Raw genomic sequence first — 13,624 nt, 5'->3', positions numbered from 1 at the left:
TATGATATCCAAAAATAAGCTATACCATACCCTTGTGCTGCTGTCCGGCCTGCTGCTGACAGGCACGTGTGCTTTGGCTCAGGGGCAGCAAACGCTACAGCAGGACAGTATAACCGTGGCCATTGCCCCCGGGTATGATTCGGTAAAGCAGGCGCACCGCTTCTGGTTTGGCGAGAACTACCGCAAGCTTTGGGCAACGCCGGTGAAGATGCGCGTCTTCCGGTTGAGCAATGAGAAAGGGGGGCTCCGTATTACCAAGAAAGGTGGCGGCCAGCAAACAAAATCGTTGCGCCTGGAGGACCCCAGCGGAAACGAATGGGTGCTCCGCACTATCCAGAAAGATCCTGAAAAGGCCTTGCCCGAGTACCTGCGGGCTACGGTAGCCAAAGATATCGTGCAGGACCAGATTTCTGCTGCACACCCTTATGGCGCTCTGGTTGTGCCGCCACTGGCTGAGGCGCTCGATATTTTGCATGCCAACCCGGAGATAGTTTACCTGCCCGACGACCCTGCATTGGGTGCCTACCAGAAGGAGTTTGCCAATGCGGTGTACTTGTTCGAGGAGCGCGAGCCTGTGGCTCCGGGCCTCGATACAGACAATACCGAAAAGGTGCTGGAGGAGCTGAAAGAAGATAACGATACACGCGTAAACCAGCGGGCAGTGCTGCGGGCAAGGCTGCTGGATTTCGTGATCGGCGACTGGGACCGGCACGAAGATCAGTGGCGCTGGCGGCAGTTAGATGATGCGGACAGTAACAAACTGTATGCGCCCATCCCCCGCGACCGCGATCAGGTGTTTTTCACCAACGAAGGTGTGATTCCGAAGATCGGTTCCAGAAAATGGATTATGCCGAAGTTCCAGGGCTTTGATCGTGAGATACGGGACATCAAAGGGTTTAACTTTAACGCCCGCTACTTCGACCGCAGCTTTCTGACGCACCTTGGCGAGCAGGACTGGCGCGAGGAAATAAAGTATGTGCAGCAGCAGCTTACCGATGAACTGATCAGAAAAGCTGTGCAGCGTATGCCGAAGCCGATCTATGAGCAGTCAGGAGAGGAGACCATCCAGAAACTAATAGCCCGCCGAAACGATCTGGAGAACCAGGCAATGGAGTACTACCGCTTTCTGGCTGAAGAAGTGGACATTCCCGGATCAGACAAGCACGAAGAGTTTAACCTGACCTACCAGCCAGGCGGGAACATTGACCTGAAGGTATACAAGATCAAGAAAGAGGGCAAGCGCGATAAGCTGCTGATGCAGCGTACCTTTAACCCAGATATTACCGACGAGCTAAGGTTATACGGCCGCGGTGACGAAGACCTGTTCACGGTGGAGGGCGATGCCAAATCTGATATTAAGGTGCGCCTGATTGGAGGAGGGAAGGCCGATACGTTCCAGGTGGCTGATAATTTCCGGAATAAACGCCGCCTGCTTATCTATGACCGCAAAGATGAGCAGAACACCTTGCCTGAAGGTAGTGTGGCCAAGCTGAAGCTGGCAAACGATACCGTGGTGAACAGCTACAACAGCCGCAGCTTCGAGTATGATGTGCTGATGCCGCTGGCAACGGTAGGCTATAACCTGGACGATGGTATTCTTCTGGGAGCCGGTTTTCAGTTCACGAAGCACGGCTTCCGCAGAGAGCCTTATGCCGCTAAACACCGCCTGGTTATAGGGCATGCCCTGGCAACAAACGCTTTTTTCGGAAGCTATGAGGCAGAATTTCCTAAATTGGTGGGCCAGTATGACCTGGGGCTGGAGCTGGATGCCCGGGCGCCAAATAACACGAGCAACTTCTTTGGAGTAGGCAACGGCACGGAGTTTCTGGATATCACGGATAAAAGAATTCGCTACTACCGCACCCGCTACGACTTTATAGAGGCGCAGGCCACGCTGCAATGCCTGCTCACGCCAAAGTTCAAAGCATATGCAGGTATAACCGGTCAGTTCTTCAGCATGAACCCTGAGGATAATGAAGGGCGCTTTATAAACGTGTATAGCGAGCAAAACCCGGGGCAGGACCTCTTTGGCAGTAAATACTACGGTGGCCTGATCGGTGGCTTTACCCTGGATACCCGCGATAACAGCATAATGCCGACGCAGGGTATTTTCTGGGATACCAATTTGCGCGGCATTACGCAGTTTAATGGCGATGAAGACAAGTATGGCCGACTGCAGTCTGAAATTGGGGTATACTTTAGCTTAGGAAATAATTTTGTTGTGGCTAACCGGGTAGGTGGTGGCGCAACGTTTGGCGATGCAGCTTTCTTTCAGTTGTTATACTTGGGAGGCACGCAAAACCTGAGAGGCTACCGTAACTTTCGCTTTGCCGGCGAGCAAATGCTGTACCACAACATAGAGCTACGCCTGAAGCTGTTTGATTTTAACTCCTTCCTGTTTCCGGGCTCGTTTGGCCTGATAGGGTTTAACGATGTTGGGCGCGTGTGGGCCGACTATGGCGACCATGACAGCGGCTGGCACGACGGCTTTGGCGGAGGAGTTTATGTGTCTCCTGCTGAGCTGATCTTACTGCACGGGGTAGTAGGCTTCTCGGAGGACGGAGCGTTGCCATACTTTTCGGTTGGCTTCCGTTTTTAAATACTGACACACATCGTAATGGATGGAATAAAACTGATTTTAGAAACCGCGGCGCACGTAAGGGGCCTCTTTCAGGAGCATAAGGATATATCCCTGCCTTATCACTCCATAAAACATACGGAAGATGTCGTAGCGGCAGTAGAGCGGATTTCCGGTTATTATACTTTAAACGAGTTGGACTACCTGGCTGTGAAGCTGGGGGCATGGCTCCATGATGTTGGATACTTGTTTACATCCGAGGAGGAGCATGTGCAGAAAAGTGCTGAGCTGGCGGATGCTTTCCTTGCTTCTAAAGGAGCGCTGCCGGAGCTGCGGGCACGGGTAGAAGAGTGCATACTGGCCACCCACGTACCTCAGGAACCCAAATCTTTGCCGGCACAGATCCTTTGCGATGCAGACCTGTTTCATCTAGGCACCAAGGATTTTCTGCTCAAAAACGAGCAGGTAAGGCAGGAGGCTGAGCTGCGTACGGAGCGCCAGATTCAGGAAGAAGTATGGACACGGGCCTCTATTCAGTTTCTGGAGCGCCACGGCTACCACACCGACTTTTGCAAACAGGCGCTGCAGGAGGGCAAGAAACAAAACCTGGAAAGCCTGCAGCAACAGGAGCATACCTTTGTTGCCGGGGCAGAGGTAAAAGAAGAGGATACGCAGAAGAAGGACAAGAAGAAGAAAGACAAGAAGCCGGAGCGTGGCATCGAGACCATGTTCCGGATTATGTCTAACAACCAGATACGCCTAAGCGACATGGCCGATAGCAAGGCGCAGATACTGCTTACGATCAGCTCCATTATTGTGTCGTTGCTGGTGTCAGTGGTATTCCGAAAGTTGGAGGAGGAGCCGCGGTTAATCATACCTACTATTATTCTTACGCTCACTTCCCTGGTAACAGTGGTGTTTACCATTCTTGTCACGCTGCCTAAACTAACCCAGGGCCGCTTTAGCCAGGAGGATATAAAACAGAAACGCGCTAACTTATTGTTCTTCGGGAGTTACCACAACATGCCTGTGGACGAGTATGAGTGGGCGATAAAGCAGGTGATGGATGACCCGGACTACTTGTACGGCAGCCTGATCCGGGACCACTACAATTTGGGCGTGGTGCTGGAGCGCAAGTACAGGAAGCTGCGGGTGGCGTATATCGTGTTCATGTTCGGCTTTATAGTGTCGGTGGCTTCTTTTATTGTGGCCCACCTGGTGATAGGGGGCTGAGGTACGATCCCGTGCAAAAGTATAAAGCAAAAGCGCCGCTCCTGAACAGGAGCGGCGCTTTCAGTATCAATAAGTAAGAGTTGCTTACGCTTTGGAAGACATGTTGTCCAGCGCGTCCATCACCTCTTTCACGTGGCCGCGAGAAGTTTCCAGCAGTTGCTTCTCGTCCTCGTTCAGCTGCAGTTCGATGATCTTCTCGATACCGTTTTTGCCAAGTATAACCGGTACACCCAAGTATACACCGTCAATGCCGTACTCGCCTTCCAGCTTCACGCAAACCGGGAACACACGGCGCTGGTCGCGCACGATCGCCTCCACCATCTGGGCAGCTGCTGAACCCGGTGCATACCAGGCAGAAGTACCCATCAGTTTCACCAACTCGCCGCCACCGTTCTTGGTGCGGTCAACGATAGCGTTCAGTTTATCTTCTTCGATCAGCTCTGTAACCGGGATACCGCCCACGGTAGTGTAGCGCGGAAGCGGAACCATGGTATCGCCGTGGCCACCCATCAACACCGCCTGGATGTCTTTAGGAGATACGTTCAGTGCCTCAGCCAGGAACGCACGGTAACGTGCCGTATCCAGGATGCCGGCCATACCCATTACCTTCGTGCGTGGCAGCTTAGAAGTGATGTGCGCTGCGTAAGTCATCACGTCCAGTGGGTTAGAAACCACGATGATGATCGCGTCAGGAGAGTGCTTTACAATGTTCTCTGTTACCGACTGCACGATACCAGCGTTGGTAGAGATCAGGTCGTCGCGGGTCATACCTGGCTTGCGTGGCAGGCCGGAGGTAATTACTACTACATCAGAGCCAGCCGTTTTGCTGTAATCGTTTGTTACACCTACAGTGCGCGTATCGTAAAGGTTGATTGGCGCTTTCTGCCAGATGTCGAGTGCCTTACCTTCAGCAAAACCCTCTTTAATATCCACTAGTACTACTTCGTTCGCAATTTCGCGATAAGCCAGCACATCGGCGCATGTAGCCCCAACGTTACCTGCTCCAACTACGGTTACTTTCATTGTCGGATATAGTTTTGTTATAGTTTGAGATTCGGTTAACTCCTGTAAAATTAGAAAAATCTATTATTAAAAGTGTGACTTTAAGATAAAAGACACAGGACATAAGATTGAAGACGAATAAAGTCTTATTTTTCTGGAGTAGCTCATTTCTTCCATTATCAGAAAGTCCTTTGTCTTGTGTCTTACATCTTGCGTCCCAAAGTGATCTCCACCACCTGCTCTGTTTTGTCGCTTACTTTAAAGCGGTTGTCCAGGCGCTGGCCCACGATCCAGGCAATAGACTGGTCTGATACTAATACCAGGGTCTGGCTCTTTAGGTTGGCAGGTACTTTCTTATCGATTAAAAAATCACTGATTTTCTTTTTGCCGTTCATGCCCAGCGGCACAAACCAGTCGCCTTCCTGCCAGCTGCGGAGCTTGAGCGGGAACTTCAGTTGGGCAGCATCCAGGGCGGCCACGTGCGGCTTTGTGTTGAGTTTGTACTTGTCGGCGGCTATATACTTGATGCTAAACGAGTAGCCTCCGGCTTCCGCCTCCGTATCGCCCTCGTTGATAAGTATGCTTCCGAAGCTGCTCAGGTTGCGCTGGGTAATCACCAGCTGGTCGCGGTCTTTCACCAGCGTGTGGGTAGGCGATTCGAACTGCTTGCCCGGTATGCCCTCCAGTGCCTCCACCAGCTCCAGCACCACGCTGTAGCTGAAATTGTAGGGGCGCAGCAGCTCGTGCAGCACCACGGGCAGGCCGTTGGCGTTTTGCAGGGGCTCCAGCGCCACATACACCGCCTCCTCTGCCTCCCTTACACTCTGCTGGCGCAGGGCCGCAATGTACGCAGCCACAATACTTTCGGCATGGCTGACGCGCTCGGCCGAGTGCTGCATCGTTTCCTCCAGGCTGGGGTTTATCTCCTTGAGCACCGGAATCACCTCGTGCCGGATTTTGTTGCGCTGGTACTTGGTGGTTTCGTTGGAGCTGTCCTCGCGCCAGATCAGCTTTCGCTCCGTCACATACTCGTAAATGTCGTCTTTGGTGATAGAAAGCAGCGGGCGGATGATGCTCCCGTTTCTGGCCGGGATGCCGTGCAGGCCGGCAATGCCGGTGCCTTTGGTCAGGTGCAGCAATATGGTTTCGGTCAGGTCGTTGCTATGGTGGGCCGTGGCGATAAGGTCGTAGCCCTCCTGCTGGCGCACCTGCTCAAACCATTCGTAGCGCAGGGTGCGGGCCGCCATCTGCGTCGAGAGCTTCTCCTGCTCGGCAAAGGCGCGGGTGTTAAAGTTTTCGGTAAAGAAGGGCACATCGTACTTTTTGGCCAGCTTTTTGACAAATAACTGGTCGGCCTCGGCCTCCTCGGCGCGCAGCCCGAAGTTGCAGTGTGCCACGGCAAAGTCGTACTTGAGCTGGTGCAGCACTTCGCAGAGCACGGTGGAGTCGATGCCGCCGCTTACGGCCGCTAATATTTTGCTCCCTGGCTGGCAGAGGCCGTGGGATTGTATGAAACCTGAAACTTTCTGTAGCATAAAGCAGCGGCTGGTGAATTTTTCCTAATTTTGAAGTATAAAATAGACGGAAGACTGTTAGGCAAAGGGCAAAAGAAACGCATCCCTTGTTAAAATGTCTTTAGTCCTTTTTCAAAGATTTAAATGAAGAACGCAAAAATACTCTTTTCTCTCGTCTTTACCCTGATGGCCGCCACCGTTTTTGGGCAGCGCCAGAATCAGCAGCAGGGAGAGAAGGTGCCGGTAGAGCTGCAGCAGGCCGATAGCCTGATTGGCGGTAACTTTAACGGCCAGCGCATCGATAAGCTGATCGGCAATGTTGTCTTTAAGCAGAAGGACGGCATCCTGTACGCCGACTCCGTGTATCAGTACAAAGAGAAAAACGTGCTGGAGGCCTTCGGCAATGTGCGCATCAACCAGGCCGACACCGTGAACATCACCGGCAACCGCGCCACCTACAACGGCGACACCCGCACGGCCAGGATCATCGGCAACGTGGTAATGAAGGACCCGCGCATGACCTTGACCACCCCTAGCCTGGATTATAACCTGAACACGCGCACGGCAACCTATACGGAGGGCGGTGTGATTGTAGACCCGGAGAACCGCCTGGAGAGCCGCATGGGTACCTACAACACCAAAACCAAGATGCTGGACTTTCAGCAGGACGTAAAGGTGAAGACCGCGGATTACGACATTAAGGCGCAGAACATGAAGTACAACACGCTCACCAAGGTGGTGTACTTCCAGGGGCCTACCTTTATTGCCGGGCAGCAGGGCGACCTGTACGCCGAAGAGGGAACCTACAACACCATCACCAAGGTGTCGAACTTCGGGCGCAACGCCTATATCCTGACCAAAGAGTACCGCTTAGGGGGCGATAAGCTGTTTTATGACCAGAACACGGGCTACGGCTACGCCGAAAAGAACGTGTCGCTGCGCTCGCTCAAGGATGACGTAACGATACGGGGGCAGATTGGCCGCTACTGGCGCGACAGGGGAGAGGCCAAAGTATACGGCCGCCCTGTGATGGAGACGATCATGGAAAACGACACGCTCTACCTTTCCGCCGACACACTGTACTCGCAGGAGGCGAAAGGGGCCCGCACGGCAAGTATGATCTTTGCCTACCCGAACGTGAAGATATTTAAGTCTGACCTGCAGGGCAAGGCCGACTCCCTGAGCTATAACCGAACCGACTCCATCATGCACATGAACGTGAAGCCGGTGCTCTGGAACGAGCAGAGCCAGCTGGTGGCCGATACCATCCACATCCAGCTGCGCAACGAGACCATCGACCGCATGTACATGTACAGCAACGCGTTTATCGCCTCCGAAGACACCCTGCGGAACTACAACCAGGTGAAGGGCCGCGACATGACCGCCTACTTCCAGAACGGGGATATTAAAAGGGTAAATGTGAACGGCAACGGGGAGAGCTTATACTTTGCCTTAGAGGGAGATACCACGGTGACCGGCATGAACAAGGCCATCTGCAGTGACATGGTTTTGAAGTTCGGGGAAAATAAACTGAAGACAATCTCGTTTCTGGTGCAGCCGGACGCCAGCTTTATACCGCCCCACGAGCTGGAGGAGGGGCAGAAGCAGCTAGAGGGCTTTGCCTGGCTGGCAGAACTGCGGCCTACAAAGGAGCAGGTGCTGCCTAAGCCCGCCGCTGCCGCTCCAAAGCCGGAACCAAAGAAAAAAGCACCCGCGGGCAAGGCGAAATCGGCCAAGAAAACGGCCGGAGGAAGGAAAAAGTAGGGCAGGCGGAAAGAAAGCTAACACCTTTGCTTAATCTGTTTTGTAAATCAATTGGATATTCTATAATTTTGCCTGTTCATGAATAGAGGCTTTTTCCATAGTATCGCACTGTTTTGCCTGTTGCTGCTCGCCACCGGCTGTAGCAACTTTCAAAAGTTGCTGAAAAGCAACGATGTCAGCAAGAAGTATCAGGCTGCACTGGAGTATTATGAGCAAGAGGAGTACTACCGTGCCTCTCAGCTGCTGGACCAGGTAACCGACCTGATGGCGGGTACCGAGGAGGCGGAGAAAGCTCAGTTCTACCGTGCCAAGTCGCACTACATGCAAGGCAACTACATCCTCAGCGATGCCTATTTCCGAAGCTTCTTTACCACCTATCCGCGCAGCCCGCTAGCCGAGGAGGCCATGTTTATGCAGGCGCAGTCGCTGTACCAGCAGTCGCCCAGCTACGAGGAGGACCAGACACCAACCGTGACGGCCATTGAGGCGTATGAGGAGTTTCTGGTGCGCTACCCGAACAGCGAGTTTGCCCCGCAGGTAAACAAGACCATCGAGGAGCTCTACCTGAAGCTGGATAAGAAGGACTTTAATCAGGCGCGCCTGTACTACCAGCTGCGTTACTGGCGCTCGGCGGCCGTGGCCCTTAACAACTTCCTGCAGGAGCACGCTTCGTCTCCGTACGCGGAGGAGGCTTCTTTCCTGAGGCTGGATGCGCAGTACCGCTTCGCTTTGGAGAGTGTGCCGGATAAGCAGGAGGAGCGCTTCGACCAAGCCGTCGATTATTTCCAGGCCTTTGTGGACATGTACCCGGACAGCAAGTATAAGCGCGAAGCAGAGCGCGTGTACGAGGCGGTACAGAGCTCCCTGGCATCCCTTAGAAAATCAAATCAACAGAATTCATAAAGCATACTATATATGGCATCAGTTCCATCATCAATCGTTACCCGCAACATGGCCGACTTTGCAGCGCAAACCGGCAATATGTACATGTCTGTGGCTGTGATCTCTAAAAGAGCAAACCAGGTAGCTGTAAAGCTGAAGGAAGAGCTAAACTCTAAACTGGCTGAGTTTGCCACTACGGTAGATAACCTGGAGGAGGTATTCGAGAACCGCGAGCAGATCGAAATCTCCAAGTACTACGAGCGCCTGCCAAAGCCTACCAACCTCGCTATTGAGGAGTTTCTGGAAGGAAAGGTGTACGTAAGAAAACCAGACGAAGTAACCGAGGAGGACATCAACCTGTAGTACAGGCGGATGCTGAAAGGTAAAAGAATCATATTGGGAGTTTGCGGAAGTATAGCAGCCTACAAAGCGGCGCTGCTGGTTCGGCAACTCGTAAAGGCGGAGGCAGAAGTTCAGGTCATTTTGACTGCTTCTGCCTCTGAGTTTATAACCCCTCTTACACTGGCCACGCTCTCTAAACGGCCCGTGCTCAGCCAGTTTGTGAAAGACGAGACCGGCGTTTGGAACAACCACGTGGACCTCGGGCTCTGGGCCGATGCCCTGGTTGTGGCCCCGGCAAGCGCCAACACCGTGGCCAAAATGGCGAACGGCTTCTGCGATAACCTACTTAGCGCCACTTACCTGTCGGCGCGCTGTCCCGTGTTCTTTGCCCCGGCCATGGACCTGGACATGTACCAGCACCCGGCGGTGCAGAATAACTTCCGGAAGCTGCAGGGCTACGGCAACCACATTATAGAGGCGGGCTACGGCGAGTTGGCCAGCGGCCTGGTAGGGCAGGGGCGCCTGGCAGAGCCGGAGGAGATTGTGCAAGTGCTTCAGAAATTTTTTTCAGGTGACGGAAAAATCGTTTAAAGGCAAAACGGTGCTGCTTACGGCAGGGCCGACACACGAACCCATCGATCCGGTGCGCTTCATCGGGAACCACTCTACGGGTAAAATGGGTTACGCATTGGCAGAGTGTTTCGCACAGCGGGGCGCGAAGGTGCAGTTAGTCTCCGGGCCAACGAACCTGCGCACACACCACGCCAATATTGAGGTGGTGGCTGTAACCACGGCCGATGAGATGTACAGGGCGGTGCTAAAGTACGCCGAGGCCGCGGATGTATGGGTGTTTGCCGCCGCCGTAGCCGACTACAGGCCAAAGACAATGGCCGATAAAAAAATAAAAAAAGACGGAGACGAGCTCACGATTGAGCTGGTAAAGAACGTTGACATTGCATCGGCGCTGGGCAAGCAGAAGAAGGAGTGGCAGTTTTCGGTGGGCTTTGCCCTGGAAACGCACAACGAGAGCGCCAACGCCCGCGAAAAGCTCCGCAAGAAGAACCTGAACATGATTGTGCTTAACTCCCTGAACGACCCCGGGGCAGGTTTTGCGCATGACACCAATCAGGTGACCATTATAGAAGAAAACGCTACGCACAGCTTTGAGCTGAAGCCGAAGAGTGAGTTGGCGCAGGATATAGTAAACTTAATCTGGGAACGGTTACATGGCTAAGAAAGTACTTGTTTTGCTGATGCTGGTTTTTACCGCCTGGTCCGCCAGGGCGCAGGAGCTGCAGTGTGATGTGGTGGTAAACAGTGAGCAAGTACAGTACACCGACCGGCAGTTATTCACCGATATGCAAACGCGCATTTTCGAGTTTATGAACAACCGCCGCTGGACCAACCAGCAGTACCGCCCCGATGAGCGCATTAAATGCCGCCTGCTCATCAACCTGACGGAGATGCCTGAGATCGGCTCCTTTAAGGCCAATGTGCAGGTGCTGTCGGTGAGGCCGGCATACGGCACGGGCTACGAGTCCACGCTCTTCTCCTTTATAGATAAAGACTGGACCTTCCGCTTTAACGATGCCCAGCCGCTGGAGTATGCCGAGAACAGCTACACCTCCAACCTGTCCTCTATGCTGGCCTTCTATGCCTACATGATTATCGGGATGGACAACGACAGCTTTGGCCGCCTGGGGGGCGCCCCGGCCTTCGACCAGGCGCGCTCTATACTTAACGTGGCCTCTTCGCAGGGTGCCGGCTACCCGGGCTGGAAAGCCTTCGATAGTAACCGTAACCGCTACTGGCTGATTGACAACGTGCAGGACCCGCAGTTTCTGCCGTTCCGGGAGGGCATGTACACCATGCACCGCCAGGGGCTGGACCAGATGGCTGAGCAGCCGGAAGACGCGCGCCAAAACGTGCTGGGCGTGCTGGAGAACATGCAGCGCCTGCAGCAGCAGAAACCGAACGCAGCCATACTTCGGGCCTTTTTCGATGCTAAAGCCGATGAGCTGGTAAACATGTTCAAGGCAGCGGCCCCGGCGCAGAAGCAACAGGCCTACACCATCTTATCTCAGGTAGACCCTACCAACAACAGCAAGTACGAGATTTTGCTAAAACGCTAAAATTTTTAGAATTTCATGAAAAGGGTGTAACTTCACGGTGGCAGAAGGAGCTGCTGTGTTTATACGTACACCTATGGGCAAACGCCAAGTCCGCATTTTCAGAAAAGACCTACAGGGCCGCGCAATGGAGCTGCTGCAGCGGCCAAGCGTGCAGGTAATTACGCGCAGCAAAATCGTGTTGCACGGCGTGCTGAAAGAGTTGAGCCCGGAAATTCTGCAGCTGCAGGACCCGCGCCTTCACCTGCATACGCTGCCGCTGGAGCAGATCGAAGAGGTGATCTACGACATAGAGGCCCCGTATTAGCGCCTACTGGTGCAGCCGCCGGCCAACCTTACCCCAGAATTACCTGTAAATCCCATACGTCAAAAAAAGAACAGAATTACCGAACTTTAGCGTAGGCCAAAAGTCTTCTTATGTCTATAGTCTTGTGTCATAGTATATGCTGACAGATCTTAAAATAAAAAATTACGCCCTGATCGAGAAACTGGAGATGAACCCTTCGCCGGTGCTCAACATCATCACGGGTGAGACCGGTGCCGGTAAGTCCATCATGCTGGGGGCCATTGGCCTCTTGCTGGGTAACCGTGCCGATACAAAGCTGCTGTTCAGGCAGGATGAGAAGTGTGTGATTGAGGGTGTGTTTGACATATCCAGCTATAACCTGCAGGAAATCTTTGCCGCCGAGGACCTGGACTTCGATAACCAGTGTATCCTGCGCCGCGAGATCAGCCCGAGCGGCAAGAGCCGTGCCTTCGTGAACGACACGCCCGTAACGCTGGACGTGATCCGCAAGATCGGTGAGAACCTGATGGATATCCACTCGCAGCACGATACGCTGCAGCTGGGCGATACGAGCTATCAGCTCAACATCCTGGACATCTATGCCGGCAACACGGCGGCCATGGGTAACACCACGTTCGATATCTATGCCGGAAACCTGTCGTACCTGCGCAAGTACAACGAGAGCTACCGCCAGTACAAGAAGCTTGAAAGCGACTATAAAAAGCTGACCGACCAGCTGGCGCAGGCCCAGAAGGAGCACGACTACCATGCTTTCCTGCTGAACGAACTAGCCGAGGCCAACCTGCAGGAGACGGAGCAGGAGGAGCTGGAGGAGGAGCTGAAGCAACTGGAGAACGCCGAGGATATCAAGCTCAAGCTGACCCAGTCGGTGCAAAGCCTGACGGAGTCGGAGTTCAACATCACCTCGGCGCTAAAAGACACGGTGCACCTGATTGGCCAGCTGGCGCAGTTCGGAAGCAAGTTTGAGGAACTGCGTACCCGCACCGAAAGCTGCATGATTGAGCTCAACGATATAGCCGGTGAGTTGGAGGATGCCGAGCGAAACACCGAGGCTGACCCTGAAAGAACGTTGGAGGTACAGGAGCGACTGAACCTGATCTATACGTTGCAGCGCAAGCACCAGGTGCAGTCTAATGCGGAACTGCTGGAAATACAGCGAGAGCTGGAGGAGAAGGTCGGAAGCGTGCTGAACCTGGACACGGCTATTGCCAATACAGAAAAGGCCATGGCCAAGGCTGAGAAAGACGTGAAGGAGAAAGCGGCCGTACTTTCTGAGCGCCGCAGAGCCTCTTTCGAGACCTTTGAGCAGGAGCTTTACGCCTTGGTTGCCGACTTGGGCATGCCGAACGCCCGCATCGTTATCCAGCACAACGAGGTAGCGCCTACCGCCACCGGTACAGACGATATCAACATCCTGTTCAGCGCCAACAAGGGCGCCCAGCCGCAAACATTGATAAAGGCGGCCTCGGGTGGCGAATTCTCGCGCCTGATGCTAAGTATAAAGTACATGCTGGCCGACAAAACCTCGCTGCCAACCATCGTTTTCGATGAGATCGACACCGGTATTTCGGGTGAGGTGGCCGTGAAGGTGGGCAAAATGATGCAGCAGATGGCGCAGAAGCACCAGATTATCGCCATCTCGCACCTGCCGCAGATCGCTGCCCAGGGCAACGCGCATTACTTCGTGTATAAAGAGGACACTGCCGAGCGCACAATCAGCCGCGTGAAGAAGCTGAACGAGGAGGAGCGCGTAAACGAGATTGCACACATGATTGCCGGTGCTAATCCTAGCGCAAACGCCTATCAAAGTGCAAAAGAGTTGCTTTCCTTGTAAGTAGGAATTGCTATATTGCTGCTTCGTTTCCGGGGGTGC

12 protein-coding genes are annotated in these 13,624 nt (G+C 53.7%); 10 read left to right on the top strand and 2 right to left on the bottom strand.

Going from position 1 to position 13,624, the window contains the following annotated elements; genetic code table 11:
* Window position 1: 1 nt before the first annotated feature.
* Window positions 2-2,599 carry a BamA/TamA family outer membrane protein gene (locus tag CA264_RS13335; protein WP_036776168.1) on the top strand — a complete coding sequence of 866 codons (2,598 nt, stop codon included), beginning with the start codon at window positions 2-4 and terminating at the stop codon, window positions 2,597-2,599.
* Between the two features lie 18 nt (window positions 2,600-2,617).
* Window positions 2,618-3,811 (top strand): Pycsar system effector family protein, encoded by a 1,194-nt coding sequence (locus CA264_RS13330; RefSeq protein WP_025607845.1) that lies wholly within the window; start codon window positions 2,618-2,620, stop codon window positions 3,809-3,811.
* A gap of 84 nt (window positions 3,812-3,895) precedes the next feature.
* Here CA264_RS13330 and mdh read toward each other — a convergent pair whose 3' ends face one another.
* Window positions 3,896-4,834: a malate dehydrogenase gene (mdh, locus tag CA264_RS13325; protein ID WP_025607844.1), complete on the bottom strand. Its 939-nt coding sequence runs from the start codon at window positions 4,832-4,834 to the stop codon at window positions 3,896-3,898.
* A gap of 182 nt (window positions 4,835-5,016) precedes the next feature.
* Window positions 5,017-6,348 (bottom strand): tRNA lysidine(34) synthetase TilS, encoded by a 1,332-nt coding sequence (gene tilS, locus CA264_RS13320; RefSeq protein ID WP_025607842.1) that lies wholly within the window; start codon window positions 6,346-6,348, stop codon window positions 5,017-5,019.
* A 123-nt stretch (window positions 6,349-6,471) separates the two neighbouring features.
* On the opposite strand from tilS, the gene CA264_RS13315 reads away from it, so the two are divergent.
* From CA264_RS13315 to recN, 8 genes are all read left to right on the top strand, one after another.
* Entirely contained in the window at window positions 6,472-8,091 is a 1,620-nt protein-coding gene (locus CA264_RS13315) for an OstA-like protein (RefSeq protein ID WP_036776164.1), read from the top strand.
* 78 nt (window positions 8,092-8,169) lie between these two features.
* Window positions 8,170-8,994, top strand: a complete 825-nt coding sequence (locus CA264_RS13310) for an outer membrane protein assembly factor BamD (protein ID WP_071784597.1) — start codon at window positions 8,170-8,172, stop codon at window positions 8,992-8,994.
* Window positions 8,995-9,006: 12 nt separating this feature from the next.
* Window positions 9,007-9,336, top strand: coding sequence for a DNA-directed RNA polymerase subunit omega (locus CA264_RS13305; RefSeq protein ID WP_025607838.1), 330 nt, complete (start codon window positions 9,007-9,009; stop codon window positions 9,334-9,336).
* 9 nt (window positions 9,337-9,345) lie between these two features.
* A complete protein-coding gene (locus CA264_RS22445) occupies window positions 9,346-9,906 on the top strand; it encodes a flavoprotein (protein ID WP_335682334.1) in 561 nt (186 codons plus the stop codon).
* Window positions 9,887-10,549, top strand: a complete 663-nt coding sequence (gene coaBC / locus CA264_RS22440; RefSeq protein WP_335682333.1) for a bifunctional phosphopantothenoylcysteine decarboxylase/phosphopantothenate--cysteine ligase CoaBC — start codon at window positions 9,887-9,889, stop codon at window positions 10,547-10,549. The genes CA264_RS22445 and coaBC overlap by 20 nt, the downstream gene beginning before the upstream one ends.
* Window positions 10,542-11,447 (top strand): type IX secretion system protein PorD, encoded by a 906-nt coding sequence (gene porD / locus CA264_RS13295; protein ID WP_025607836.1) that lies wholly within the window; start codon window positions 10,542-10,544, stop codon window positions 11,445-11,447. The genes coaBC and porD overlap by 8 nt, the downstream gene beginning before the upstream one ends.
* A 73-nt stretch (window positions 11,448-11,520) precedes the next feature.
* The gene (locus CA264_RS13290; protein WP_025607835.1) at window positions 11,521-11,751 is read left to right on the top strand and encodes a hypothetical protein; all 231 of its coding nucleotides are present in this window, start codon (window positions 11,521-11,523) and stop codon (window positions 11,749-11,751) included.
* Window positions 11,752-11,887: 136 nt separating this feature from the next.
* Window positions 11,888-13,585, top strand: coding sequence for a DNA repair protein RecN (gene recN, locus CA264_RS13285; RefSeq protein ID WP_025607834.1), 1,698 nt, complete (start codon window positions 11,888-11,890; stop codon window positions 13,583-13,585).
* Window positions 13,586-13,624: the final 39 nt, after the last annotated feature.

The sequence above is a fragment of the Pontibacter actiniarum genome (genome assembly GCF_003585765.1).
Classification (GTDB): domain Bacteria; phylum Bacteroidota; class Bacteroidia; order Cytophagales; family Hymenobacteraceae; genus Pontibacter; species Pontibacter actiniarum.
This window is presented reverse-complemented; position numbering and strand designations above follow the sequence as displayed.